This window comes from Serratia sp. BNK-10 (assembly GCF_047456065.1).
In the GTDB taxonomy this organism is placed as follows: domain Bacteria; phylum Pseudomonadota; class Gammaproteobacteria; order Enterobacterales; family Enterobacteriaceae; genus Serratia; species Serratia ureilytica.
The window spans coordinates 2182427-2209076 of sequence record NZ_CP179894.1 but is presented as its reverse complement, the minus strand read 5'-3'; the positions used below and the strand labels follow the sequence as shown (position 1 = coordinate 2209076).

Here is a 26650-nt window from a genome sequence, read left to right as displayed (position 1 = left end):
CGCGGCTTTATTATTCATTAACCTGCGCCAGGGTTATTTATTGCGCCGGCAGCCTGAAACGCGCCATCGCTTTTTCCAATCGTTCCGATTCGCCCTGCAGCAACTGCGAAGCCTCGGTCACCGCGTTCACCACGGCGCCGGTTTGCCGCGCCACCTGATTCAGCCCGGCGATGCGTGCCGTCACGTCCTGAATGCTCTCCCCCTGATTGAGCGACGCCAGCGAGATCTCCCCCATCAGTGCGCTAAACGTGTTCACCAGATCGATAATTTGACGCAAATTGCCCGCCAGCAGCTCTACCGCTTGCGACCCCTGATCGATTTGCTGCAACGAACGGTTGATCAGCTGCTGAATATCGCGCGTAGAATGGCTGCTCTTCTGCGCCAGCAGGCCCACTTCTTTAGCGACAATGGCGAAACCGCGGCCGTGAACGCCGGCGTGCGCGGCCTCGATCGCCGCATTCAGCGCCAGAATATTGGTCTGAAACGCCACGCTGTCGATCAGCGCCACAATGCCGCGCATCTCGGCCGATTGGTTGACGATCCCTTGCATCGAGACGTTGACGGTTTGCATCATCTTTTCACCGGCGCCGGCGCACTGTCTAGCCTGTTCGGTGCGTTGATTGGCCAGCTGCGCGTATTGGCCGTTTTCTTCCACCCGCGCCGCCAACTGCTGCACGTGCTCGGTCGCCAACTGCAATTCGCCGTCCTGCTTCGCCGACTGCGCCGTCAACTGTCGATTGCCGTCCGCCAGCCGCCCGACGCCGTTCAGGATCCCGCTCGCCGCATCGCGCACCTCACTCACCAGCCGCTGCAGGCCGTTTTGCATGTGGCCAATGCTGGTTTGCAACTGACGCATTTCGCGGTTAACCGCCCGTTCAGGCGGCAACGGCCGCGAAAGATCGCCGGCGGCCAGCACGTTGAGATGGGCGATCGCCCTTTGCAACGGTGCGATCACCCAACGAGCAACGCCGAACCACACGCCCAAGGCGATCAGCGCCAACGCCGCGAGCGCGCCGAGCGCATAGGTTTTGGCCTGCTCCAGCGCCGCCAATTGCCGCACGTTGACGTCATCGCCGCGTCGTTCGTTCAGCGCCTGATAAGCGAGATACTTCTCGTTGAAATCCGCCTGAAAAGCCTGGATCGGCACGGCGAAAAACGCATCGATGCTGTCGCTGCGTTGCAGCCCTTGCGCCTGCTCCTTCAGACCGTCATAGAACAGGCGATAACTGCCTTTCAGGGCGTCAGCGGCCTCGGGCGCCGTCGCGCTCAGGCGCTCAAACCGGGCGAAGGCCTGCTCTGAAGCCTGCAGCGCCGCCAGCGATTCATCCAGCAGGCTATGCCAGCTGCCGTCGGAACCGGTGGCTTTATCCTGCAGATAGTAAATGCCCGCACGGTTCAGGGTATCGCTGGCCGTCAGCAGCGACAGCCTGGCGCGATCCATCGCCGCCTGCTGGCGATGCAAGGCGTCGCCCGTCACCAGGTTAATCTTGGCGTCGCGCAGAATATTGGAAATAAATACGGTGGAAAACAATTGCAGCAGAGAAAATAGCGCGATAACGCAAATTACGCCGCTTAATAACCCCATGCTTTTGCCGAAGCCAAACGCGCGCGGCAGCGCGGGCGCAGGTTTTGCCCCGCGGCCAAGTGTCAGTTTTATGTTCATGATTTTTAGTCGGTAATACCAGGATGCCGCGAGTCTAACGAGCATTGATGACACGACGATTACAGCCCCCATAGACGGGTGTTGCCGGGTTCGGAATGCGTTGAAATCATGTTAAGGCGTGAACGAAAGAGGGAATCGTCTTGGTGAGAAAATAAGCTTCTCTGCGAATCGCCAAATAAGAAATATTATTTTAGAAACAGACAAATTCATTCAAGTCGAATATCAATCAATACCTCAAGGCATATCCATAATAAATACTGCCGTAGGTTAAACTCGTTGTATTGAAGCGTGGGCCAGACATTTTCTGACCCACTCACTTCCCGCTTAAATCCTCACCCTTTAACCGACGACACCACATTGAGCGGCTGGGCATCCGGCAGGATATTCATGTGCTCCAGCACCTGGGCCATGATCTTGCCGAACACCGGCCCGGCTACCGAGCCGCCGAAGTGCTTGCCGGCTTTCGGGTTGTTGACCATCACCACCAGCGCCACCTGCGGATCGCTGGCCGGCGCCACGCCGGCGGTATAGTTGATATAGCCGCCGTCGTATTTGCCGCTGGGGCCCATTTTCTCGGCGGTACCGGTTTTGATCGCCAAACGGTAGCCGGGCACCGCAGCACTCACCCCGCTGCCGCCCGGCAAGGCGTCGCTTTCCATCATATGCACCACGGACCTGACCGTATCGGCCGGCAAAATGCGTTGCCCCATCACCGGCGGCGTCACCTTAGTGATCGACAGCGGCCGATAAATGCCGAAGGAACCGATCGCGGCATACTCGCGCGCCATTTGCAGCGGCGTCACGCGCAGCCCATAGCCGAAGGAAAACGTGGCGCGTTCGATATCGGCCCAGCGCTCGCGATGCTGCGGCAGGTAGCCGCTGCTCTCGTTGCCGATGCCAAGCTCGGTCGGCCGCCCCAGGCCAAAGCTGCGGTAGACCGCCGGCAGCACGGTGGCCGGCAGCGCCAGCGCAATGTGCGATACCGCGATGTCGCTCGATTTTTGCAGCACGCCGGTGATGGTCAGCTTCGACCAGTGGCCGACGTCCTTAATCAGGTGACCGTTCACCCGATACGGCGTGGTGTCCAACACGGTATCCGGCCGGATCAGCTTATGTTCCAGCCCCACCATCACCACGACCGGCTTCACCGTCGAACCCGGTTCGAAGCTGTCGCTGCTGCACACGTTGCGGATATCTTTCGCCGGCGTGCTGCCATAGTTGTTCGGGTTGAACGACGGATAGCTGGCCATGCCGAGGATTTCGCCGGTGTCGATTTTCACCAGCACCGCGCAGCCGGAGTCGGCCTGGTTAGCCACCACGCCGTCGCGGATCTGCGCATAGAGCACGTACTGGATAAATTTGTCGATGCTGAGCGTCACATTCGGCGGTGGAACCGGATCCACGCTTTTAATCACGCCGATCACCGCACCGCTGCCGTCCTTCTGGTAGACCCGCAGGCCGTTTTTACCCTGCAGCAACGGGTTGAAGCCCAGCTCGATGCCCTCCAGCCCCTGATTGTCCTGGCCGACGATGCCGATCAGTCCGGCCGCGTCTTGGCCCATCGGATAGAAGCGACTGAAATCCTGCTCGGTGCTGACGCCGGTCAGGTGCAGCTTGCTGATATAAGCGGCGTTGTCGTCCTCCACCTTGCGCGCCAGGTAGACAAAGCGTTTGTGCGCGTTGCTCTGGATCAGATGCTGCACGTCCGCCAGCGGGATCTTCAGCACGTTGGCCATGCTCTGCCAGCGTTCGTTGCCGGTATCGGTCTGGGTATCGAGAATATGCTTCGGATCCAGCACGATGTCTTTCGACGACACGCTGACCGCCAGCGCCTCATTGTTGCGATCGGTGATCATGGCGCGGTTGGTCGGCACTACCTGGGTGCGAATCGAGCGCTGATCTGCCTGGTTCGCCAACTGCTGGTGTTCCAGCAGTTGCAGGTAACCGACCCTGAACGCCAACAGAAAAAAACAGACCAGCATGCCGGCGCAAATCCAGCCGAAGCGAACTGTGGAATAGGTTTTACCGCTCTTTTTGGTCGATGGCGCCACTGTTGTGTTAACCCTACGTTTTTATTCGGTTTATCGTGTTATTTCAGTCTACCTTGCCGGAAATGGTCAGGAGATTGCAGTTTGTAAGAAAGTAAAAACAAACCGCATCACCGTTGCACATCCGCACTGTCGTTTAACTGCGGTTTAGTTTGCGCCGCGTCGCCGGGCTGGGGCGCGTTGGCCGGATCGAAAATGTGGTCGAGGATCGCGCGCGCGGTCGGCCCCGCCACCACGCCGTCGCCGCCGCCGTTTTCCAGGATCAACGCCATCGCCACCCGGGGGTTTTTGTAGGGGGCGAACAGCGTATAAAAGATATGATCGCGCAGCCGCACCGGAATCATTTTGGCGTTGTAAGTCTGGTTTTGCTTCAGGCTGAACACCTGCGAGGTGCCGGATTTAGCGGCAATCTGGTACGGCGCGGTATGGAACAGCTTGTATCCGGTGCCGTTCGGCAGGTTGGCCATGCCATACATGCCGTTGCGCACAATGCCCCAGTAAGGCGAACGGGGATCGCCAATCTGCAGCGCCTGCGTCGGCGGCTGATAACGCGTGACCCGGTTGCCCTGCTGCAGCGAATACAGCAGGTGCGGCGTTTTCACCTTACCGTTGTTGATCAGCGTAGTCAGCGCTTTCACCATCTGAATAGGCGTCGCCACCCAATATCCCTGGCCGATGCCGACCGATACCGTATCCCCCTGATACCAGACTTTTTTGTGCACCCTCAGCTTCCAGTCGCGGCTTGGCAGCACGCCGCGGTACTCTTCGTTCAGATCGATGCCGGTCGACTGGCCGTAACCAAACTGGCTCAGCCAATGGTGAATGCGATCGATGCCCATCTCATACGCCACCTGATAAAAGAAGGTATCGGCGGACTCTTCTATCGCTTTGGTGACGTTGAGCATGCCGTGACCGGTCTTCAGCCAGTCGCGATAGCGCCGCTCGGTGCCGGGCAGCGTCCAGGTCGGCGCGCCGAAAAAGGTGGTGGTAGGCGTGATCACCCCGGCAAACAGCGCCGAAACCGCCATGTAGGGCTTCACCGTCGACGCCGGCGGGTACAGCCCCTGGGTGACGCGGTTGATGAGCGGCAAATCCGGGTTGCGGAGCAGCGCCTTATAGGCCTGATAGCCGATGCCTTTGACGAAGGGATTAGGATCGTAACTGGGGCTGGAGACCATCGCCAGAATGCCGCCGTCGCGCGGATCTTCCACCACCACCGCGGCGCGTTGCCCCTTCAGCACCGATTCGATGTACTGCTGCAGCGGCAGATCCAGCGTCAGGTAGATGTTTTTGCCGGCCTGCGGCGGCTGCTCCTTCAGCAAGCGGATCACCCGCCCGTGGTTATCCACCTCCACCTCCTGATAGCCGGTGGTGCCGTGCAGCTCGGACTCGTAATAGGCCTCGATGCCCTGTTTGCCGATGTTGCGATCGGCGGCATAGTTCTCGCTCAACCCGGCCTTGTCCAGGCGCTTGAGATCGCTGTCGTTGATCTTCGACACGTAACCCAGCACGTGCGCCAGCTGCGCGCCGTAAGGATATTCACGCTGCTGATAGGTATCAATAGTCACCCCGTCGAAACGGTATTGATTGACGGCGAAACGCGCCACCTCGGTGTCGTTCAGCCCCGCTTTTAGCGTTATCGGCTTGTAGCGGCTGTTGTGGTGCATGTCGTCGCGAAACGCGCTGATATCTTCCGGCGTCAGATCGACGATCGGCGTCAACGCCTGCAGCAGCGCCGCCATATCGGTGATTTTGCTGGGCGTGATCTCGATACGATACAGTGTCACGTTTCGTACCAGCGGAATGCCGTTGCGATCGAAGATCAGCCCGCGGCTCGGGGCGATCGGCAACATCTTGATGTCATTCTGGTTGGAGCGCGTCTGGTAAAAGCCGTGCTGGCGAATTTGCAGCCGGTAGAGGTTGACGACCAGCGCGCCGAAACAGACCACCACCAGCGCCAGCGCCACGGCCGCCCGACGGATAAACAACATCTCTTCCGCGGAGTGGTCGCGAATTTTTTCTTTTAACAGGGCCATGCGGAGCCGATACCTTTTGCGTCACATTTCCCCGCAAAATCAGGGAACTGAAAAGCCGGCAAGCATAGCGTTATCGGGCGCGACGCCCCATGAAAAGGTTGCTAATGAAATGGCATAACTGTTTCAGCATATTGGAATGTTACCGGCGGCGTTTTTTTCACCGCGCGCCCCATTGAGCCGCCGTTCCTCTCAATGCTACAATGTGATCCATATCACACTATTACCGTTATTCTCCTCCGCATTTTCCTGTCGGCGCCCTGCCGGATGCGGCTTTTTGTTACATAGGATCGAGTTCGATGAGTACCATTGCCACCGGTTTAATCATGATGCGCTGGGAGTTGCTGAGCGCCGTGATGATGTTCTTCGCCAGCCAGTTAAACGTCGTTTGCCGTAAAACCAGCCGCAATGGCATGGCGTTCATGTTCAGCAGCCTGGGCCTGTTTACCGCCTGCTGGTTCGTGATGGGCCTGATGGGCATTCACTTCACCCTCGAAGCCTTCGCCCAATTCTGGTCATCGGCCTGGGATCGCTACGTGGACGTGGTCAGCACCATGCCGGTCGATTGGCCGATGCCGTAATCTCGCCGCAGGGGAGCAACTCAGGCCGCCCCTGCAATCAGTCCGCTTCCGCAGACGGCGCCGCCGCCAGCCGCGCCATCAGCGCCCCCGCTTCGAGCAACAGCGCCTGCTCCCGCTCGGACAGACAGCTTTCCATCGCCGCCAGCAACCACGCCTCGCGTCGGGCGCGGCTTTGCTGCAGCAAACCCAGCCCGGCGGACGTCAGCCGCACCCGCACCCGGCGTTTGTCTTCGGCATCCGGCGTGCGCACCAGCAGCCCATCGGCTTCCAGCTCGCGCAACGCGGCCGCCAGGTTTGAGGAGCGCATACGCTCCGACTCCGCCAGCAACGACGGCGTCGCCTCGCCGCCATGGCGATCGATAGCCCCCAACAGCATCAGCTGGGCCCAGGATTTTTCGTCGCTGCGCGACTCGCGCCGCATGCGGCGCACCAGCGACATTAACTGCGTGCGCAGCAGCGTCACGTCTTCAGGATGATCTTTTTTCATTGGCATCAGTCGATAACGTTCAGTTTGTCCCTACTTTCACATCGCCGGATCGCGCAGTCAATGGCGCCCCGTTCGGCCACCGCGCGCTTCTGGCTTACCCCATTTATCTATGATAATATAGCTATTAATATATAGCAAAAAGACACTGCAGCCGGCAGGGTTACGTTTGCTCACGCATTTGCCCCCTCGCCGACTAATTTGCAGTGTTATTATTATTTTGCTTAACAAATCCCTCCTCATTCAACGTGGTACGATAAGCCGATGGAAGCGTGGAAAGTCAATCTGATCTCGGTCTGGCTCGGGTGTTTCTTCACCGGGCTGGCGATGAGCCAAATCCTCCCTTTTCTGCCGCTGTACGTCGAACAACTTGGCGTCAGCGATCATCAATCCCTCAGCCTGTGGTCCGGGCTGGTATTCAGCGGCACCTTTTTGGTCTCGGCGGTGGTGTCGCCGCTGTGGGGCAGCCTGGCCGACCGCAAAGGCCGTAAGCTGATGCTGCTGCGCGCTTCGCTGGGCATGGCGATCGTCATCGCGCTGCAGGGGCTGGCCACTAACGTGTGGCAGCTGTTCGCGCTGCGCGCCCTGATGGGGCTGACGTCCGGCTATATTCCCAACGCCATGGCGCTGGTCGCCTCGCAGGCGCCGCGCGATAAAAGCGGCTGGGCGCTGGGCACGCTCTCGACCGGGCAGATCTCCGGCGTGATCGCCGGGCCGCTGCTGGGCGGGCTGATGGCCGACCATCTGGGGCTGCGGGTGGTGTTTTTCGTCACTTCCGGGCTGATGTTCGTCAGTTTCCTGGTGACGCTGTTCCTGATTAAAGAGCGGCGCATCACGGTGAAAAAAGCGGATCAGCTGAGCGGCAAGGCGGTATTCCGGTCGCTGCCCTATCCGGCGCTGATCGTCACCCTGTTCGTTTGCACCCTGATGATCCAGCTGGCCAACTCCTCCATCAGCCCGATCCTGACGCTGTTCATTCGCGAACTGTCGGGCAACGTCAGCAATATCGCTTTCGTCAGCGGCATGATCGCCGCCGTGCCCGGCATCGCGGCGCTGATCTCCGCGCCGCGCCTCGGGCGGCTCGGCGATCGCATCGGTACCGCGCGCATTCTGATCGCCGCGCTGCTGTTCACCACCGGCCTGTTCGCCGTGATGGCCTGGGTGAATACGCCGCTGCAGCTGGGCATTCTGCGTTTTCTGCTGGGCTTCGCCGATGGCGCGCTGATGCCGGCGGTGCAGGCGCTGCTGCTGAAGTATTCCTCCGATCAGGTGACCGGGCGCATCTTCGGCTATAACCAGTCATTTATGTATCTGGGCAACGTGGTCGGCCCGCTGCTGGGTTCGGGCATTTCGGCGATGATGGGGTTCCGTTGGGTGTTCGCCGTGACGGCGGTATTGGTGCTGTTCAATGCGCTGCAGCTGCGCCATCAGTTTAAAAAAGTGCAGCCTAAACGCGCGGGATAGCGGGGAATGCGAGGCAAGCGCCTCAAGCAGTGGCGGGACAATGACGCCCATCAACCGTGCCGCCACTGCCAAAGGCGGCCGTAGCCTACTCGACGCGATGAACGTTTGGTATTTATGTAAGTAAATAAAGTGTTGCAGGCGCGTAGAGGGCCGCCGCAGCGGCCCTTTTGCATCAGAACATGGTGTTGTCGTTGGCCGATTTTTCCGGCACATCCTGATTGACGTCCCAATGCTCGGTGATTTTCCCCTGATCGTTCACCCGATAAATATCCACGCTGGCAGTGCCGCGATCCTGCGGGGTATTTTGATATTTGACGTGAACGTAGACCAGATCGCCGTTGACCGCGCTGCGGTATATTTTAGCGCTGTACTGCGGGTTGTCTTTGAAGGTCTGGCTGAAGAAATCGAGGAACGGCTTGATGCCGTCGCCGACGAACGGGTTATGCTGCTTGTAGTTTTCCACAATCAGCTTCCGCGCCACGCCGATGTCATGGCGGTTGAAGAAGCCCGCGTACAGATCTTCCACCACCTTCAGCTTTTGCTGAGCATGATGATAACCGCCCTTGCCGGCCGATTTGTAAGACGCCGCCTGATCCGTTGACAGCGCCGGGTAACTCGCCAGCAGGCCGCCGACGATCGCACAGGTGATCAATGCCTTTTTCATAACTGCTCCTTAGTTTCCTGAGTGACCTACAATTTTCAGCTGCCCTTTCAGATGGGTGAAGCTGCCGTCCTTGGCGGCGATGTTGGTGTACACCTCGCCGCGCTCGAAGTCCTCGATATGCGTCACGTTGTCACCGGACTGCGGCTCATGCCAGTAGACCATGTAGACCTTCGGCCGAATTTCCACCGCGGTGTACTGCACGGTATCGGTGATGCCCTGCGACGCCTCGCCGATGCCGGTGAAGGTCATGGTCTTGTCATCGGTAAAATCCAGCTTGAAGGCGAAATCGCCAAAGGTCACCTGCACCACTTTACCAACCGCAATAAACTGCCCGTGTTTTTCCGTCATCGTCGCCGCCTTACTGTTTGTCAGGGAGGTTTGCGCCGCCGTAGCGGCAGGCAATGCCAGGGGGAAAGTCAGGGCTATCGCCAGCGCGATACCCGTTCGCTTCACTGTTTTCATCGTTCCTTCTCCTTTCCGTGGTTGAAAACGAGAATCATTATTATTTCTTAACGGTTAGCGGAAATATAAGAATAATCTCTATTCCCATCAGGCACCTGACGACACCAAAAGAGGGTGAAAAATCGCCGTGAAATGGCGTGGCAATAGCGCATTCTGACCCTTGGTTTTTACGCAATGAACGGGATTACTGTTTTCAGGATGAGGGATAGCTCGGGGATTCGGTAGGTCTATAGCGCAGATAGCTTTAAGCTAATGCGAATTTATTCTTAAGCCGCCCGCCGCAGGGAAACGGTGGCGGGCGGCGCGGCGTTTAACGCAGCCAGGGCGTATAGGTGACGCCAACCAGCAATCCTTCCGGGCTGAGCAACCGGGTAACGCTTTGCCCCCACGGCTCTTCACGGTTGGCGACCAGCAGCCGATAACCGCGATCGATTAGCCCTTGGGTGGCTATCGCCATGTCGGCCACGTCAAACTCGATCCACGCCTGCGGCGCCGCGAGATCCGCCGGCCAGCGATCGTCGCCAAAACAGGACTGCGCCGCCTGCGCCAGCGGCCACAGGGCGAAGTGTTTCACCCCGTCCAGCGCACCCTGCTCGGCCAGCAGATAGCTCTCGTTGCCCGGCATCGGCTTGAGCGGCAGCCCCAGCGCCTCGACATAAAACGCCTTGCTCGCGTCGCTCTCACGCGTGATGGGCCCGAATCCGGCGACAAACAACACGCCCAGGCCCGCAAATTGTTGTTCCATGCTTACACTCCCATCCGGTTAGCGCCCCTGCCGCACCTGCAGCGGAGCAAATCCATAGGCCGCCTTGAAGCGGTTGCTGAAATGGCTGGCGGAGCTGAAGCCGCACGCCAGCGCGATCTCGGTGATCGGCTGTTGGCTATGCCGCAACAGCTGTTCCGCCCGTTGCAGCCGCGCGCGCATCACGAACTGGTGCGGCGCCAGGCCGGTGGCGTGCTTGAACATGCGGGCGAAGTGGTACTCGCTCAATCCGGCCTGCGCCGCCAGATCGGCCAGCAGCAGCGGCCGATCGAGATGGCTTGCGATATATTCCCGCACCCGCCTGGCTACCGCGGGGGCCAGGCCGCCGCGCGCCGTCGGCAGCGTCCACTGCAGCTGGCTGTAGCGTTGGATCAGGTGCGACATCAGCAGGTTCGACGCGCTGCTGAGCGCCAGCAGATTGGCGCTGTCACGCCAGTCGCAGTTAAGCAAAAACTGGCGATACAGCAGCGTAATTTGCGGATCTTCGCCAAAGCTGCGCGGCTCTACGTTGATCGCCACCGGGCTGCGATCCCAGGTTTGCTCCGCCAGCCGGCGCAAATGCCCGTCGGTGCAATACAGATGCACGAACGACAGATCGCTGCGCACATCCCAGGTAGATGCATACTGGCGCGGCATGATGCAGAACCGATCCGGGCCACCGCCGTTGCGCCAGCCGCCCGGCACCTGCTGGTAACACTCATAGCCGTCGGCGACGTACAGGCTCAGGGTATGGTGGTCGGCGCTCTCCTGCGTGACGCGATCGTTGCAGTTGGACCAGGCCGCCAGCTCCACGCCGGTGCCCAGCAGCACGCTGCCGTGCAACCGCGCTTTATGCTCACGCAGTGTTTCAAACGCCTGATAGTTGGACATCGCCGGCCCCGTTGTTCGACATGCCGACAGTGTAAAGAGTGGCGCCTCGGCATGCCAGCGGCCGCCCCGCGCTTTTGGCAAAAAAAGCGCAAGAATATGCAACTGGGCGCAAGGCGCTGCAAGCGCGGCCGCACGCCAAAGCGGATACTGCGCCATCGGCTTTTTCGGAGTGAATAGAATGAATGCGCTGTTGTACCTCGCCGTGGTGCTGATTTGGGGCACCACCTGGATTGCGATCACCCTGCAACAGGAAGGCCCGGTGGCCATTCCTGTCTCGATCGCTTACCGCTTCGCCATTTCCGCCGCGGTGATGTTCGCCGTGCTGTTGCTAACGCGCCGCCTGCGCCGCATCGCCCCGCGCGATCATTTGTTCTGCGTGTTGCAGGGCTGCTGCGTGTTCGGTTTCAACTTCTTCTGCTTTTACCACGCGGCGGCTTATATCAGCAGCGGGCTGGAATCGGTGATCTTCTCGATGGCGGTGCTGTTCAATGCCCTCAACAGCCTGCTGTTTTTCCGCCAGCGCCCCAGCCCCAACCTGTTGCCGGCGGCGCTGCTGGGGTTGACCGGCATCGTGGCGCTGTTCTGGCAAGATCTGGCCGCCACCCGCATGGCGCCGGAGCTGCTCAAAGGCATCGGTCTGAGCGCGCTCGGCACCTACGGCTTCTCGCTGGGCAATATGATCAGCGCGCGTCATCAGCGCCGCGGGCTGGATATCTTTTCCACCAACACCTACGCCATGACCTACGGCGCGATGCTGATGGCGCTGATCGCCTTGGCGCAGGGCGCATCGTTCCAGATCGAATTCAGCAGCCGCTATATCGGTTCCCTGCTGTACCTGGCTGTCTTCGGATCGGTGATCGCCTTCGCCGCCTACTTCAGCCTGCTCGGCCGCATCGGCGCCGGCGCGGCGGCTTACAGCACCCTGCTGTTCCCGCTGGTGGCGCTGACCATCTCGACGATCTACGAAGGCTACCAGTGGCACTTCAACGCCGTGCTGGGGCTGTGCCTGATTCTGCTGGGCAACCTGGTGATGTTTGCCAAGCCGGGGCTGAGGTGGCGACGGGCAGGTATGCCAAAACAAAATTCAACCCTTTGAAGCCATTGGCGAATATCGTTATCATCAGGTTTTGCTGATAACGGATGATGGCCAATGCTCAGAAGCGATGATGTGACACCCCGCGCCTACAAACAGGTGGACGTTTTCACCGCCACGCCGCTGCTCGGCAATCCCGTGGCGGTGGTGCTGGAAGCCGAAGGGCTGAACGACGCGCAGATGCTGGCATTGGCCCGTTGGACCAACCTTTCGGAAACCACCTTTGTGCTTAAACCGACGCACCCGGCGGCGGATTATAAGGTGCGCATCTTCACTACCGAAAAAGAGCTGCCCTTCGCCGGCCACCCGACGCTGGGCACCGCACACGCCCTGCTGGAAGCCGGATTGGCGCCTAAACGCCCCGGAACGGTGATGCAGGAATGCGGCGTCGGCCTGGTGGCGATCAATATCCTGCCGGAAGGCGCATTGGCGTTCGCCGCGCCCGAAGTCAGTTTTCGCGCGATGGCGGTTGAGGAAACAGAACGGCTGATGGCCGCTTTACAGCCGGCGGTGATTGAAGCCGATACCCTGCCGGTTATTGTCGACATGGGCATCCGCTGGCTGATGATACGCCTGCCGGATGCGCAATCTTGCCTGGCGGTGATGCCGGATCAGACCATGATCGAACGGTTGCAAACCGCCTGTGATGTGGATGGCGTAGTGATTTATGGCGCCTGTTCTGCGGCCGAACCGGCAGATTACGAAATGCGCGCATTTATGGTGGAATGCGGCGCCTTGATCGAAGATCCGGTAACGGGCAGCGCCAACGCCTGCCTGGCGCGCTTGCTGAAGGCCAACCACTTCCCCGACGGCGACCGAACCGCGCAGGGCTACCTGGTGCGCCAGGGCACCCAACTGAAGCGAGATGGCCGCGTGAGCGTGCGCTTTATTGACGGCGAGCCCTGGATCGGCGGGCAGTGCTGCACCCTGATTAACGGCACATTGGGTATTTAGTTTGGGGGGGACAGGTTGGAGGGAGTGGTTTTATCTGCCTATTCGGCTTGCCCTAATGAGGCTCAGTAATTATCTCTCACTGAAAGTGAGTTCAGCTAGCGGAGGTTAATTTTAAAGATTTTTTCTGTTGAAATTATTGCATTAATAATACCAACTGATTAGCTCCATCAAAGGATAAAATATTATCACAATTCAATTTAACGTCATTATTTTCAAAATCACAGCTAAACATGTAGTTCCAACCAGGAACACCCCAATATGCAGTATCAATGTTACTCAACCCAAAGCTAGTTTCACAGATCACACAAGGGTTAACCTTTCCATACCAAAACAATACGTGTGAACACTTTTCAAATGTACTACCTTTCAACCACTCATTCATTCTAACATATTGATTTTCATAGTCGTTATCCAGTATCTCCTGCGCACTTATCAATCTGTGATTTAATTTTGAAAAATCCAGATGCCCAGCGGCCCAAGGTAGAGCGGATAATTTATCAAATAGTACCATAGATAGAGAAAGGTTAATCGTAGCATAATGCTGGGAAACCCACTCATTAATTATATTGTCATCAATAAATTTCATAAAGTATTTTCTCAAATAGATTTAAACATCATTCGTCAACGGGTTTCTCCCAATAAATTATTTTCTCCATTTCCCTTTCTATATCATCCATGCTATCCATCCCTAATTCATGACTAAACCTTTCAGAAATAACCCCTCTTATTTTTGATAAGCGGCCAGTAACATTATTTTTATCAATAAACTGCGTAGTTTCCTCACAATATGCATTTCTCACCTTCTGACTTACTTCCCCACTTGCATCGGTATAATAATGCCGTGCAATGTTCCGCAATGATATCAAAATAAACTCTATCTCAGATAATATATCTATCGCTTCATGGCCAGATAGAACTATTCTCTCATTCTCTTTATTTAGTTTTATTTGTAAAATCACCCATATTAAAAAACAGACTCTTCCATTGTTCAAGGCACTCCTCAAACTCATCTATACTCGAAACAATCATAGACTCCTCGGTGTACTCATTAAAAATCTCCACACCATTAGGTTTAATAGTTATAGTATGAGAGTTTCCCGTTCCCTCCCAAAATGGCAGATTTCCAGATCTTACAAGTTTACAAGCCTCAATAAACTCATTGACACCATAAAAACCTCTTTGGATATCATCCTTTATAAAGTCAGTTAGTATCCTATAGTCACTATTAGATTCTATAGACGGATAACCGTCATCACAGATAAAAAACCTCATGACAATCCTCCATGCTCTTTATTTCTTTATTCAATTCCTGCACACTCAGCAATCAAACTATCACCATTTCCTCAGGTTTTAGCACATTGACCTTCAGTCGGAATCCAGCACTTGAATCTATAGCAACCGTTGAATCATGTAATATGGTTGCAGAAACGAAGGGGTTGGAGTTTTCCGAGTAAACAACCCAAACTAGTTTTTCTTCGCGATCCAAATAAGTGATAAAACCTTCTGAACCATAGCTCCCCTCCCCTAAACATAAGTATCCACCACAACTCAAGTTAATTTTTTTTATTACATCAATAGTAGTAATCTCATCTTTATTTTTTTCATAGAACTCACAAAAATCGAAACATCCCGATTTAGATACTTTAGGCGTGGGGTAGGATATGATATCGATCAACTCAGCTCTACCATCTGAAAAATACAGAGCATTTTTAATCGGTAATTCACCAGCTTCCCACAGTTCAGTAATTACATTCTTCATTTTTTATGGACACCTCTTAGGTCGGCTATTGAGCCCTTTATCCGGAACCACACCGCCAGCTTTAACATTTCTGCGGTCTTTGAAACGCTCTTGGAATTTTTGCTGCCATGTTTTTCCTGTCGTAGATGAAGGATGAACAGCATTAGGGTCAACTCGTTGAACAGCAACTTTTTCTACACCTGCTTCCAAAGCAGCATCTAACCTTCTATTATCATATGTGACTAATTGGCCATCAACCTCTAATACATTTAGAGGAGAACGCCCCCAATCCCATTCTCCTTTTTTCATGATCTCGGCATAATCATTTGCAGATATTGTTCTCTGTGAGAAATTGATATCTGATGGATTAACCCATTCAACACTCAGCCCCAGCGGATCCACCCACATCAACGGGTTCGGCGCATACTGATACAGGTTCAACCCGCCGCGCAACCCTATCGGATCCTGCGTGGTGAAACGCCCCACCTCGGGTTCGTAGTAGCGGAACAGGTTGTAGTGCAGGCCGCTTTCGTCGTCCTGATATTGCCCGGCGTAGCGCAGCGGCTGCTGATATTGCGCACCCTGCCGCTTCGCCGCGCCGGCCACCGTCTGGCCCTGCAGCTTGCCGAAGGTGTCGTATTGCCCGGACCAGCACAGGTTGCCCGCCGCGTCGGTCACTTCCAGCGGCGCGCTGTTCAGATCGGTGTGATACCAGTAAATATCCGCCGAGCGGCTGTCGCCCGCCTGCTCCAGCGCCGCCAGCGGGCTCCACGGGCTGGCCGGATCGTAGCTCCAGCTGCGGCGGCTGCCGTCGTCGCGCTGCTCCTGCAGCAATCGGTAGCCCTGCCACAGGAAACGGGTCGTCTGTTCGGTTTTGCCCTTGTAGCGTACCGCCTTGCGGCTGCGGCGGCCCAGCGCGTCGTAATGATACTGCGCCTCGAACTCGCCCTGCGGGCCGCGGCCGCGCGCCTGCACCAGCCGGTTGTCGGCGTCGTAGCGGTAGTGCTGTTCATACAGGCCGTTGCGCCGGCTGATCAGGTTGCCCCAGGCGTCATAACGGTAAAACAGTTTTTGCCAGTGCGTCAGCCGGTTATCGGCGATCGGCGCCAGTGGCAGGTGCGCGTCGATGTCGCTCTGCGGGCTGCGTTCGCCCAGCAGGTTATCCGCCAGATCGTACACCAGCCGCGCGCCCGGTTTGCCCTGATTGGGTTCGCGGTGTTGCAGCAGACTGCCTGCTCTACAATAAATACTTGGAATATTAATTTTCTATGATTCTTTATTTTTAAAGAGCTGAAGATTATCTATTCACATTTTAATTCTTTCATATAAACCAGGTATTATCTAAAAGCAGACCATTATAAAACAGTTACTCATTAGCCACCGATAGACAACACTCAGCACAAAAAAACCTTGATTTAGTGAATTCATTGCTTCCAATGAAAACCCGAAAAAAATGAGTGTGCGGTTGCGGCTAAACAGAGCATCACAATGGTCTGACATGCCAACCCATCTCTAAAGAACGCTCTATTTAAATTATTAAAAAAGCGTCCCTTAATTCAAAGTTGAGCACCTTTTTAGTACATTTTTCATTTAACCAAAAGTAATAGAATCAATGCTTCGTCACCAAACGAGATAGCCCCCCTATTGACAGCCTCTACCGCCAATAAAAAATTATATCTAATATCGTCAGGCAGCGAATTTATTCCATTGATTTTCATCAGCAAATACTCATCCTTATCTAAGTGTATTCTAGTCATCCCATCATCAGGAAATCTAAGACTATTTAAACAGTCAACAAAAGCGTTGAAGTTATTCCCATAAAAATCTGGAAAACCAAAAACCCTATTCATTTCATCATGAAATTTATCATCCGTATTTATTTCTGAAAAATCAACAACTACTCGTTTAAACTTCATCATTTCCACCCTGAAAGATCTATTTCTATAAAGGAATCGTAATGATCATGACTGTAGTAAGCTTTCCCTGTCGCTTTATCAACAACAATACGTCTTGTACCTCGATTACTAACACCAGGGGTCTTAACTGTCCATTCTCTATATGGCCCACTACCTGTATCTAGTCGTTGGCTATTCGGTGATATACGATAACTATTTTCAAATTCAATACCATCCCTTGCATAAGCTGGCCTATTCAATTTGATATTGTCTACCGTTTTATGTAACTCCTTCATTTCTTTAGGAGTCATATCGTGTCCCCATTTATCCTTTATAGCAGCGTGAGCCTGCTTAGGATTCTTAGCAGAATGGCTACATGTCAACCCAAACGGATCCACCCACATCAGCGGGTTCGGCGCATACTGATACAGGTTCAACCCGCCGCGCAACCCTATCGGATCCTGCGTGGTGAAACGCCCCACCTCGGGTTCGTAGTAGCGGAACAGGTTGTAGTGCAGGCCGCTTTCGTCGTCCTGATATTGCCCGGCGTAACGCAACGGCTGCTGATATTGCGCACCCTACCGCTTCGCCGCGCCGGCCACCGTCTGGCCCTGCAGCTTGCCGAAGGTGTCGTATTGCCCGGACCAGCACAGGTTACCCGCCGCGTCGGTCACTTCCAGCGGCGCGCTGTTCAGATCGGTGTGATACCAGTAAATATCCGCCGAGCGGCTGTCGCCCGCCTGCTCCAGCGCCGCCAGCGGGCTCCACGGGCTGGCCGGATCGTAGCTCCAGCTGCGGCGGCTGCCGTCGTCGCGCTGCTCCTGCAGCAACCGGTAACCCTGCCACAGGAAACGGGTCGTCTGTTCGGTTTTGCCCTTGTAGCGCACCGCCTTGCGGCTGCGGCGGCCCAGCGCATCGTAATGGTACTGCGCCTCGAATTCGCCCTGCGGGCCGCGACCGTGCGCCTGCACCAGCCGGTTGTCGGCGTCGTAGCGGTAGTGCTGTTCGTACAGGCCGTTGCGCCGGCTGATCAGGTTGCCCCAGGCGTCATAACGGTAAAACAGTTTTTGCCAGTGCGTCAGGCGGTTGTCGGCGATCGGCGCCAGCGGCAGGTGCGCGTCGATGTCGCTCTGCGGGCTGCGCTCGCCCAGCAGGTTATCCGCCAAATCGTACACCAGCCGCGCGCCCGGTTTACCCTGATTGGGTTCGCGGTGTTGCAGCAGGCGGCCTTTGATGCAACTAATAATCTAATGCTTTTACTCTTCCTTTTTTATTTTTAAAGAACCGAATATCTCCTTTTCAAGCATCTACCTTACATCTCATATTCAATGTTTCTCAAATTTGTTGTGAAACTCTAACAATCTTTATCACCATTGACTATCTTATTAATTTCAGGTCGCCACACCTCCCCCCATTTTTTCTCCAAATTCACAGAATAGTTTTCAATTGAATAATAGTCATCTTTATCATTGTGGGATGTGAAACACTGATCAACACCATTAACAACCCATGACAGCAAATTTAAAACATCCTCATCTCGATTGTTTACCTTAACAAACAACTCTGATTTTTCTATTAAATCAATTAATAGTCGCTCATCAAAAAAAGCATCCTCAAATAGAGAGTAACAAAATGTACCTTCAATCAAATCATCTTTGTTTTTTAAAATATCACATTTTAAATTATCATTCACTTTAACACCCCGGACCTTTTCTTTTTGCAGCTTTAATTGACTTTTTCTCATTGTAAGAACCATCCAAATTAAACACTCCTTTGGATTTATCCAACGATGAGAAGGTTTCATAGTGATCTTTATGGAGATTATCCAAATAGAAGTAATCACCTTTTTTAAAGGTCACATCCCCAACTTTAACTTTACTAGTTATCTTATAAATCTCAGCACCTTGGAACTTTTTCCCGGTTGTCGTAGCAGCATCGCCTACGATCTCAAGGAAGCTCAGCCCAAATGGATCTATCCAAGTTAAAGGATTTGGCCCATAAGCATATAAATTCAGCCCGCCTTCCAACCCTATCGGATCCTGCGTGGTGAAACGCCCCACCTCGGGTTCGTAGTAGCGGAACAGGTTGTAGTGCAGGCCGCTTTCGTCGTCCTGATATTGCCCGGCGTAGCGCAGCGGCTGCTGATATTGCGCACCCTGCCGCTTCGCCGCGCCGGCCACCGTCTGGCCCTGCAGCTTGCCGAAGGTGTCGTATTGCCCGGACCAGCACAGGTTGCCCGCCGCGTCGGTCACTTCCAGCGGCGCGCTGTTCAGATCGGTGTGATACCAGTAAATATCCGCCGAGCGGCTGTCGCCCGCCTGCTCCAGCGCCGCCAGCGGGCTCCACGGGCTGGCCGGATCGTAGCTCCAGCTGCGGCGGCTGCCGTCGTCGCGCTGCTCCTGCAGCAACCGATAACCCTGCCACAGGAAACGGGTCGTCTGTTCGGTTTTGCCCTTGTAGCGCACCGCTTTGCGACTGCGGCGACCCAGCGCGTCGTAATGATACTGTGCTTCGAACTCGCCCTGCGGGCCGCGGCCGTGCGCCTGCACCAGCCGATTGTCGGCGTCGTAGCGGTAGTGCTGTTCGTACAGGCCGTTGCGCCGGCTGATCAGGTTGCCCCAGGCGTCGTAACGGTAAAACAGTTTTTGCCAGTGCGTCAGGCGGTTGTCGGCGATCGGCGCCAGCGGCAGATGCGCGTCGATGTCGCTCTGCGGGCTGCGTTCGCCCAGCAGGTTATCCGCCAGATCGTACACCAGCCGCGCGCCCGGTTTGCCCTGATTGGGCTCGCGGTGTTGCAGCAGGCGGCCTTCGGCGTCGTAACCGTAGTGCACTTCGCCGCGCAGCGCGTCGCTCACCCCGGCCAGCTCGCCGCGGCCGGTGTAGCGATAAGCGCGCCACAGCACGCCGTCTTCCGGCCGGGTCAGTTTGTCGTGGCCGAAGGCGCTGCTCTGCCAGCTGCGGCGGCCCATGGCGTCGTAACGCCGCTGCTGCTGCAGCGCGCCCTGGCTGCGGCCGGTTTCCCGGTGCAGGCGATCGCGGGTGAACTCGCTCACCACCTGCTGGTTGAATTTGATGGCGCTGGCGTGGCCGGAACCGTAATACAGCCACTGCAGGCGATCGCCCTGGGGCAGCGTCAGCGCCTGCAGGTTGGCCAGCGCATCCCATTGGTATTGCAGTTCGCCATTCACGCCCTGCTCGCCGAGCAGCCGCCCGGCGGCGTCATAGCGCATCTGCACGCTGTCCGGCTCGATGCCCAGCGCCGCGCCGCTCGCCGTCGGCAGGCGGTTCAGCTCACGCAGGCGCCCCATGGCGTCGAAACGGTAATGCCATTCCGCGCTGGCGTTGCCGCGCCAGACCAGTTGCCCGGCCTCGTCGAAGCGGAAGCGCTGTTCGCGCTGCGTCAGCTCGCCCGCGCCGCCCGGCAAGCCGACCTCACGGTGCTCTTCCAGCAGCCCGGCCGCGCCGTAGCGATAATAATGGCGGGTGTCGTCCGGGCGCTCTTCGGTCAGCACGCGGCCCACCGCATCGTAGCTGAAGCGGTAGTCGCCGCCGTTGCCGTTCTCCAGCCGCGTCAGCCAGCCCTGCGGGCTGTAGTAATAGCGCCGGGTGCGGTTGATGCGATCGGTGATACTGACCGGTAGCCCCAGGGCGTTGTACTGCCAGCGGGTCAGGCTGCCCAGCGCGTCCTGATGTTCGGCCAGCTGGCCGTGCGCGTTCCAGTTAAAGCGCTCTTCGCCGCCGTCCGGGTGGATCAGGGTATGCAGGCGGCCGCCGTTATCCCACCGGTAGCGCGTCTGGTGGCCTTCGGCATCGGTCTGCGCCGTCAGTTGCCCCAGCGCATCGTAGGTATAAGCCGTGACGCTGCCGGAACAGTCGGTGTAGCGCGTCAGCTGGCCGCGGGCGTCCCACTCCAGCTTCACTTCCCCGCCCAGCGCGTCGATCACACTGGCCGGCAGGCTCTCTTCGTCATCCGGATAGCGGTAGAGCGTGGCATTGCCCAGCGCATCGACATAGCGCGTCGGGCGCCCCAGCGTGTCCCAGTGCTGCGCTTCGCTGCTGCCGTCCGGGTATGCGACGGCGAACAGCCGGCCGCTGTTGCGCGAATATTGATAGCGCGTCACGCGGCCGAGCGGATCGGTCTCCGACAGCAGGCGGCCGTAAGGATCCCATTCGCTCTGGCGCTGCGCGCCGCCGGGCAGCAGCACGCTGCACAGCTCGCCGCGTTGGTAGATAAAACCGTAGCGGCGCTGGTCGAAATCGGTGTACTGCGCCACGTTGTCGTCGTCATCCAGCCGCCACTCCGCGCGCTTGCCGTCGCCGCGCACCGCGCTGCGGCGCCCGCCGGCGAAGTCATAGCCGAACTCAAGGGATTCTCCGGCGCTGTTGCGATAGGCCGTCACGCGCGGCACGCCGTCGATCTCTTGCCATTGGTATTCGTTCAGCAGCCCGGCGGCGTCCTGGTGGCTGATCATCAGGCCGTCGCGCCAGCCAAAGCGGCGCGTTACCTCACCGGCGCGGTTGCTCACCGTCGTCAGTTGGCCCTGCTCATCGTAACCGTAGCGCGCCAGCGTCCGTTCGCCTTCGGCGGTTTGCAGCGCCACTTCGCGCAGGCGGCCCTGCGCATAGCGGCACATCAGGCGCTGCCCGGCGCTGTCCACCAGTTCGCTCAGCAGCCCCTCGTCGTCGTAAAACAGCGAGGTGGCGTTGCCGATGGCGTCGGTGATCATGCTGAGCCGGCTCGGCTGCTCGCCCGCCAGCGGCGGGTAGTGGAAAATCTGTTCGCCGACGTCAAACAGCTGCCAGCTGCCGTCGTCGTTGTGCATCAGCCAGCATTTTTCGGCTTCGCAATAGGTTTTGTGGCCGCGCGGCACCCTGGGGAAAGCGACGAAGTCGCCGGAAGGCGCGCGCCACACCAGGCCGTCCTGATACGGCTGCAGGCTGCTCTCCCAGAACAGGTTCCAGCCGCGGCCCAGCACGCCGTCGCCGGGGTTACCGCTGCGCCAATAGCGCTGCCAGGCGACCGGCAGGCGCGATGGCAGCACGAAATCGAGATCGTCTTCGCCGTCGAGGAATTTCTGGCCGCTGACGATATCCACCGGCCGGGCGATAATGCCGACGGCGGCGGTCGCGGTCATCAGGGTGCCGGCTCGGCAGGCGATGCGCGCCAGTTTGTTGATGCCGGGCAGTTTGCCCAGCAGTTTGCCGAGCGCCCCCAGCTTGCCGGCGGCGCCGCCCACGCCGCCCACCAGGCCGGCGAACAGCAGCGTCAGATCGGAGACCTTATACAGCCAATCCGGCACTTCGGGCCTGATCGGCAAGGTGGTGACGGTGCCGCCGCCGATAAACACGTTGGGCGAACCTTCCATCACCTGCGCGTCGCAGTTGGTTTTGTCCCCCACGCGCGAGGCGGGCTGGCCGTTGATGCTGACCTTGTCGGAGCCCTGCGCCATCTGCATGCTCGGGCCGTCGTCGCTGCAGGCCACCTGGCTGTTGGTGGCAAGCGCGGCGGGTTTGCCGTTGATGAAAACGTTGGGGGAGCCGGTGACGATATTGCCTTTGGGGGTCAGGCTACCGGCACCGGCGTCGGCAATGCCGTCGCGCGCCGCGGTGGCCGCCTCCCCGGTGAGATACCCCACCGCCAGGCTGGCGCCGATGAGCAGCACGCCGACGCCGATACAGGAAGCCGCCAGGCCGGCGACGAACAGCGCACCCGCCGCCAATGCGCCTGCGGCGGCGATCAGGCCGCCGACAAGGGTGCCGGCAATCATGCCGGCCAGGGCATGGGAATGCCCGATGGTATCGCCGACGCGGGCCGCTTCGGTCATCGTAAGTTCCTTTTACGCAAAGAGTTCATCGTTAGGCCGCCCGGTAGCTGTTCAGCACCTGCTGCAGCAGCGCGTCGTCTTGCGGCGTCAGCTTGCGCGCCATCGCCAGGGTGAACACCAGCACCCGGCCTTCCGCCAGCGCGAACACCGCCTGGTTCTGCCAGATGCGTTTGCCGTCGCGCAGGTAGCTGGCGCGTACCCACTCACCGGCGGCCAGCCCATCGCCCAGCGACGCCGGCTCGCGGCTTTTGAACGCCCAGCCTTTCAGCCCCTGCGCCAGCGCATCAAGCTGGCGAGTGACGTAGCTTTCCAGATTCTCCGCCGGCTGCAGCGCATCGCGGGAAATATTGACTGAGGGGGAAACATCATCGCCGGCCAACAGCACGTTGACGGTGCGATCGGCATAGCCTTCCGGCAAAGCGACGCTGCCTTCGCTGAAAGCGCAGCGGGATAAAGCGGACATGCGAGGATCCTTTTGCATAAATAATGCTTAAGCATCGCATAACTTAGCCTTGAAATAAAACCATCAGATACAGCGAATGTTGCACGGCGTGACCCCGTTCACTGTGAAAAAGAGCGTTGTCGGAAACTTGCCGGGAATCAAACCTTAATATTACAGAATTATCTGAAACCACTGGCGCGCCAGCGCGCCGATTGTGGCTATACTCGGCTATCGCCCTTTTCAGGAGATCAGGATGCTGAGATTAACCCGCCGCGCGCTGTTGTGCGCCACGTTGGCCGCGTTCACCGCCGGCGCTGCCGAAACGCCGAAATTCGGCCCGGAGCTGCAGGGCTTTCACTACCCCTACCCGTTGCAACAATTCAGCTTCACCTCGCAGGGGCAGCCGTTAAAAATGGGCTATATGGACGTGCCGCCGGAAGGCGCCGCCAACGGCCGCACCGCGCTGCTGCTGCACGGTAAAAACTTCTGCGCCGCCACCTGGCAGGACACCATCAAGGCGCTGAGCAAGGCCGGTTACCGCGTCATCGCGCCCGATCAAATCGGCTTTTGCTCCTCCACCAAGCCGGCGCATTACCAGTACAGCTTCCAACAGCTGGCGCAAAATACCCACGGCCTGCTGCAGAATCTGAACATCAGCAAGGCCATCGTCATCGGCCACTCCACCGGCGGCATGCTGGCCACGCGCTATAGCCTGATGTATCCGCAGGCGGTGGAACGGCTGGTGATGGTCAACCCGATCGGCCTTGAGGACTGGAAGGCGAAAGGCGTACCGTGGCGCAGCGTCGATCGGTGGTTCGAGCGCGAGCTGAACACCACCGCCGAGGGCATCCGCAACTATGAGCAGCGCACCTACTACGGCGGCCGCTGGAAGCCGGAGTACGATCGCTGGGTGGATATGCTGGCCGGGCTGAACAACGGGCCGGGCCACCGCCTGGTGGCGTGGAACTCGGCGCTGATCTACGACATGATCTTCACCCAGCCGGTGTATTACGAGTTCAAGGATCTGCAAACGCCCACCACGCTGATGATCGGCACCGCCGACACCACCGCCATCGGCAGCGATATCGCCCCGCCGGCGGTCAAGGCCAAGATCGGGCACTACGCGGTGCTGGGCAAGCAGGCGGCGAAACTGATCCCGCACGCCACGCTGATCGAATTCGCCGGGCTGGGCCATGCGCCGCAAATGGAGGAGCCGGCGCGCTTCCATCAGGCGTTGCTCAAGGCGCTGCAACCCTGAGCGGCCGGTTGGCGCAGCCGGCGCGCGGCGGCTAAACTTTCAGCTGGCACTCAATTGCAGGAGACAGCCATGCGACAGATTATTGCCAGCGCGTTCGTCAGCCTCGACGGCGTGATGCAGGCGCCCGGCGGGCAGGACGAAGACCGCAGCGGCGGCTTTCGCTTCGGCGGCTGGACCGCCCCCTACTGGGATGACGCCGTCGCGGAAACGATGGGCGAACTTTTCTCTGCGCCTTTCGATCTGCTGCTCGGGCGGCGCACCTACGATATCTTCGCCGGCTACTGGCCGCATATCACCGACGAGGCCGACCCGTTTTCCGCCGATATCGCCCGCGTGTTCAATCAGGCGACCAAGTACGTCGCCACCCACCACGGCGAGACGCTGACGTGGGAGAACAGCCAGTGGCTGGGGCAAGACATCCTCGCCCGGCTGCGCGAGCTGAAGCGCACCCAGGGGCCGGTGCTGCTGGTGCAGGGCAGCAGCACGCTGATGCAACAGCTGCTGGCCAACGATCTGGTGGATGAACTGCGCTTGCTCACCTACCCGGTGCTGCTCGGCGGCGGCAAGCGGCTGTTCGATGACAACGCGGCGCCGGCGGCCTTCACGCTGACCCACTCGGTGGTCTCGCCCGGCGGCGTCATTGTGGCTCACTACCGCCGCGCCGGCGCGGTGAAAACCGGCTCTTTCGTGGCGGAAAGCGCCGCGGCGGCCCAGTCGTAAAAAAAGGGCCGGTCGGCCCTTTTCTCTTCCCCTTCCTCACTTCAGGCAAACAAAATATCGCTCTGCTCCACCTGCCCGACCACGTGGATCTTGAAGTCGGCGGCATAGCTGTTGCTCTGGGTGTTCATCAACAGATCGGTGGTGCCGTTGAAGGCGTCGAAGTTGAGCTGGATCTCGCCTTTCTGGCCGCTGAAGGCGCTGCCGCTGTCGATAAAGCGCAGCTCGCTCAGGCTGTTGTTGAAGCGCAGGCCGGAGAGATCGATCTTGTCGATGCCGTGCTCGAAGTCTTCAATCACGTCGAACGCCGCCACCGTCGACTCTTTGGCGTTGAGATAGACGAAATAGTCGGTGAAGTTGTTGGCGTCTTTGCCGCCCCACAGATGGTCCGCCCCCCGCCCGCCGTACAGGATGTCGGAACCGGCGTTGCCCGCCAGCAGGTTGTCCTGATCGTTGCCGATGAGCAGATCGCGCCCGCTGCCGCCGATGGCGTTCTCGATGATCGCCCCGCGCGCGATGGCGACGTTCTGCGTGCCGCCGCCGACGCTGGAGAACGCGCCGTCGTTCAGGTTGATCATCTGCTGCTGGCTGTAGCCGGAGAAGTCCAGCGTGTCGTTGCCGCCGGCGTCCCACACCGCGAAGTTGACCGGTTTGCCGTTGTCCGCCGTGGCGGTCAGGAAATCACGGCCGGTGTTGGAGTTGAAGCCGTACACCGTGTCGCCGGTGCGGGTGTTCATGTTGGCGCCGTACAGCTTCTGGATCGCGGCGATGTCATCCACCATCGGCCCATAGCCATACACCCCTTTGGTGTCGGCGCCGGTGTAACCGGCGTTGAAATAGCTCATGATCGAGTATTGCAGCGAATCCTGATAATAAGCCGCGTCGTTCTGGTAACTCGGGTTGCCTAACGATGCGTCATAAGATCCCGGATGCGCCAGCCCCAGGGCATGCCCCAGTTCGTGGGTGAAGGTCTGGCTGCTGAAGTCGCCGCTAACCGGCGCCTTATGGGTGGCGAAATTTTTGTTGAACCACACCGTGCCCGCAAAGGCGTTATCGCTGCCCGATTTGGAACTCGGCGGGTAATAGGCGTAAGCGTTGATGGCATTCGGGCCGCTGCCGGCTGCGGTGCTGCCGTCGGCGCGCTGCGTGAAGTAGGCGAAGGTGATATCCGCGCGGTGGTTGATATCGGTGGACGCCGCCTCGGTGAAGGTTACGTTCGCCACGTCGGCCCACGCCTGCATCGATTTCAGCGCCTGAGCCTGCGCCGCCTGGGTCAACGGCTGCAGCCCCTTGTCGCCGTCACCGGTCTGGCCGATGCGGTTCAGCGCGCTTTGCGTCAGGAAGGAATAGGTCAGCGCGACCGGCTGGTGATACACCTGGTCGCCGTTGTGCGTCAGGCCCGGCCGCGTCAACTGATCGGCGGCGCGATCGAAGCTGAAGTTATCGCGGATTTTACCCAAATTATTAATCGCCGCCCCGCCGCGCTGGTTACTGTACAGGTTAGCGTTGTCCAGCGTGAACAGAGCGCCGTAGCCCAATCCGTCATAGGGGCTGCCGGGCTGGTGATAGTAAAACTGATAGTTATGATCGTTGGGGGATGTGGCGGCCAGGCTGGTGAACTCATCGTCATCTTGCAAAATGTCGTTGTGGCGACTGCTCATTGCATTCTCCTTTTACACACTAGGAATCCACTCGA

General features: G+C 58.1%; 24 protein-coding genes and 2 pseudogenes. 6 read left to right on the top strand and 20 right to left on the bottom strand.

Annotation, left to right across the window (positions count from 1 at the left end; translation table 11 throughout):
- Positions 1–37: 37 nt before the first annotated feature.
- From ACMGG9_RS10925 to mrdA, 3 genes are all read right to left on the bottom strand, one after another.
- Entirely contained in the window at positions 38–1663 is a 1626-nt protein-coding gene (locus tag ACMGG9_RS10925) for a methyl-accepting chemotaxis protein (RefSeq protein WP_414162165.1), read from the bottom strand.
- A 332-nt stretch (positions 1664–1995) separates the two neighbouring features.
- Positions 1996–3714: a penicillin-binding transpeptidase domain-containing protein gene (locus ACMGG9_RS10920; RefSeq protein WP_033643023.1), complete on the bottom strand. Its 1719-nt coding sequence runs from the start codon at positions 3712–3714 to the stop codon at positions 1996–1998.
- 107 nt (positions 3715–3821) lie between these two features.
- Positions 3822–5747: a penicillin-binding protein 2 gene (gene mrdA, locus ACMGG9_RS10915; RefSeq protein WP_033650441.1), complete on the bottom strand. Its 1926-nt coding sequence runs from the start codon at positions 5745–5747 to the stop codon at positions 3822–3824.
- 296 nt (positions 5748–6043) lie between these two features.
- Between mrdA and ACMGG9_RS10910 the strand changes: the two genes are divergently transcribed.
- Complete coding sequence (locus ACMGG9_RS10910) at positions 6044–6325, top strand: YjcB family protein (protein ID WP_046898399.1); 282 nt, start codon at positions 6044–6046, stop codon at positions 6323–6325.
- Between the two features lie 37 nt (positions 6326–6362).
- On the opposite strand, the gene ACMGG9_RS10905 is transcribed toward ACMGG9_RS10910, so the two are convergent.
- Complete coding sequence (locus ACMGG9_RS10905) at positions 6363–6812, bottom strand: MarR family winged helix-turn-helix transcriptional regulator (RefSeq protein WP_033643020.1); 450 nt, start codon at positions 6810–6812, stop codon at positions 6363–6365.
- A gap of 261 nt (positions 6813–7073) precedes the next feature.
- On the opposite strand from ACMGG9_RS10905, the gene ACMGG9_RS10900 reads away from it, so the two are divergent.
- Complete coding sequence (locus ACMGG9_RS10900; RefSeq protein ID WP_033650443.1) at positions 7074–8273, top strand: multidrug efflux MFS transporter; 1200 nt, start codon at positions 7074–7076, stop codon at positions 8271–8273.
- 172 nt (positions 8274–8445) lie between these two features.
- Here ACMGG9_RS10900 and ACMGG9_RS10895 read toward each other — a convergent pair whose 3' ends face one another.
- The 4 genes from ACMGG9_RS10895 to ACMGG9_RS10880 all read right to left on the bottom strand — a co-directional run bounded on the left by ACMGG9_RS10895 (position 8446) and on the right by ACMGG9_RS10880 (position 11032).
- Entirely contained in the window at positions 8446–8937 is a 492-nt protein-coding gene (locus ACMGG9_RS10895; protein WP_414162164.1) for an ester cyclase, read from the bottom strand.
- A 9-nt stretch (positions 8938–8946) separates the two neighbouring features.
- Positions 8947–9399 (bottom strand): MoaF-related domain-containing protein, encoded by a 453-nt coding sequence (locus tag ACMGG9_RS10890; RefSeq protein ID WP_099783007.1) that lies wholly within the window; start codon positions 9397–9399, stop codon positions 8947–8949.
- Between the two features lie 310 nt (positions 9400–9709).
- The gene (locus tag ACMGG9_RS10885) at positions 9710–10144 is read right to left on the bottom strand and encodes a glyoxalase (protein WP_170853044.1); all 435 of its coding nucleotides are present in this window, start codon (positions 10142–10144) and stop codon (positions 9710–9712) included.
- A gap of 18 nt (positions 10145–10162) precedes the next feature.
- On the bottom strand, positions 10163–11032 hold the full coding sequence (locus tag ACMGG9_RS10880) for a helix-turn-helix domain-containing protein (protein WP_213586909.1): 870 nt from the start codon (positions 11030–11032) through the stop codon (positions 10163–10165).
- A gap of 178 nt (positions 11033–11210) precedes the next feature.
- On the opposite strand from ACMGG9_RS10880, the gene ACMGG9_RS10875 reads away from it, so the two are divergent.
- Both ACMGG9_RS10875 and ACMGG9_RS10870 read left to right on the top strand, forming a co-directional pair.
- Positions 11211–12128: a DMT family transporter gene (locus ACMGG9_RS10875; RefSeq protein WP_033643015.1), complete on the top strand. Its 918-nt coding sequence runs from the start codon at positions 11211–11213 to the stop codon at positions 12126–12128.
- Between the two features lie 54 nt (positions 12129–12182).
- Positions 12183–13079 carry a PhzF family phenazine biosynthesis protein gene (locus ACMGG9_RS10870; RefSeq protein WP_414162163.1) on the top strand — a complete coding sequence of 299 codons (897 nt, stop codon included), beginning with the start codon at positions 12183–12185 and terminating at the stop codon, positions 13077–13079.
- A 133-nt stretch (positions 13080–13212) separates the two neighbouring features.
- Here ACMGG9_RS10870 and ACMGG9_RS10865 read toward each other — a convergent pair whose 3' ends face one another.
- From ACMGG9_RS10865 to ACMGG9_RS10815, 11 genes and pseudogenes are all read right to left on the bottom strand, one after another.
- Positions 13213–13665, bottom strand: a complete 453-nt coding sequence (locus tag ACMGG9_RS10865) for a hypothetical protein (RefSeq protein WP_414162162.1) — start codon at positions 13663–13665, stop codon at positions 13213–13215.
- Positions 13666–13693: 28 nt separating this feature from the next.
- Entirely contained in the window at positions 13694–14071 is a 378-nt protein-coding gene (locus tag ACMGG9_RS10860; protein WP_414162161.1) for a hypothetical protein, read from the bottom strand.
- The gene (locus tag ACMGG9_RS10855) at positions 14013–14351 is read right to left on the bottom strand and encodes a hypothetical protein (RefSeq protein WP_414162160.1); all 339 of its coding nucleotides are present in this window, start codon (positions 14349–14351) and stop codon (positions 14013–14015) included. Before ACMGG9_RS10855 ends, ACMGG9_RS10860 begins: the two co-directional genes overlap by 59 nt.
- A gap of 52 nt (positions 14352–14403) precedes the next feature.
- Positions 14404–14838, bottom strand: coding sequence for a hypothetical protein (locus ACMGG9_RS10850; protein ID WP_414162159.1), 435 nt, complete (start codon positions 14836–14838; stop codon positions 14404–14406).
- Between the two features lie 3 nt (positions 14839–14841).
- Positions 14842–16062 (bottom strand): annotated as a pseudogene (locus ACMGG9_RS10845) (RHS repeat-associated core domain-containing protein); the annotation flags it as partial.
- Between the two features lie 341 nt (positions 16063–16403).
- Entirely contained in the window at positions 16404–16736 is a 333-nt protein-coding gene (locus tag ACMGG9_RS10840) for a barstar family protein (protein WP_147880545.1), read from the bottom strand.
- Positions 16733–17116: a ribonuclease domain-containing protein gene (locus ACMGG9_RS10835; protein ID WP_414162272.1), complete on the bottom strand. Its 384-nt coding sequence runs from the start codon at positions 17114–17116 to the stop codon at positions 16733–16735. The genes ACMGG9_RS10840 and ACMGG9_RS10835 overlap by 4 nt, the downstream gene beginning before the upstream one ends.
- Positions 17090–17944 (bottom strand): annotated as a pseudogene (locus tag ACMGG9_RS10830) (RHS repeat domain-containing protein); the annotation flags it as partial. The gene ACMGG9_RS10835 and the pseudogene ACMGG9_RS10830, both read right to left, overlap by 27 nt.
- A 122-nt stretch (positions 17945–18066) precedes the next feature.
- Complete coding sequence (locus ACMGG9_RS10825) at positions 18067–18456, bottom strand: hypothetical protein (protein WP_071991644.1); 390 nt, start codon at positions 18454–18456, stop codon at positions 18067–18069.
- Positions 18407–22537 (bottom strand): RHS repeat-associated core domain-containing protein, encoded by a 4131-nt coding sequence (locus ACMGG9_RS10820; RefSeq protein WP_414162158.1) that lies wholly within the window; start codon positions 22535–22537, stop codon positions 18407–18409. Before ACMGG9_RS10820 ends, ACMGG9_RS10825 begins: the two co-directional genes overlap by 50 nt.
- A 31-nt stretch (positions 22538–22568) precedes the next feature.
- Complete coding sequence (locus tag ACMGG9_RS10815; RefSeq protein WP_033643010.1) at positions 22569–23000, bottom strand: DcrB-related protein; 432 nt, start codon at positions 22998–23000, stop codon at positions 22569–22571.
- A gap of 232 nt (positions 23001–23232) precedes the next feature.
- On the opposite strand from ACMGG9_RS10815, the gene ACMGG9_RS10810 reads away from it, so the two are divergent.
- Both ACMGG9_RS10810 and ACMGG9_RS10805 read left to right on the top strand, forming a co-directional pair.
- Complete coding sequence (locus ACMGG9_RS10810; RefSeq protein WP_033650452.1) at positions 23233–24237, top strand: alpha/beta fold hydrolase; 1005 nt, start codon at positions 23233–23235, stop codon at positions 24235–24237.
- A gap of 69 nt (positions 24238–24306) precedes the next feature.
- The gene (locus ACMGG9_RS10805) at positions 24307–24957 is read left to right on the top strand and encodes a dihydrofolate reductase family protein (RefSeq protein WP_047026155.1); all 651 of its coding nucleotides are present in this window, start codon (positions 24307–24309) and stop codon (positions 24955–24957) included.
- A gap of 41 nt (positions 24958–24998) precedes the next feature.
- Here ACMGG9_RS10805 and ACMGG9_RS10800 read toward each other — a convergent pair whose 3' ends face one another.
- Entirely contained in the window at positions 24999–26615 is a 1617-nt protein-coding gene (locus ACMGG9_RS10800; RefSeq protein ID WP_042784449.1) for a serralysin family metalloprotease, read from the bottom strand.
- Between the last annotated feature and the right edge of the window lie 35 nt (positions 26616–26650).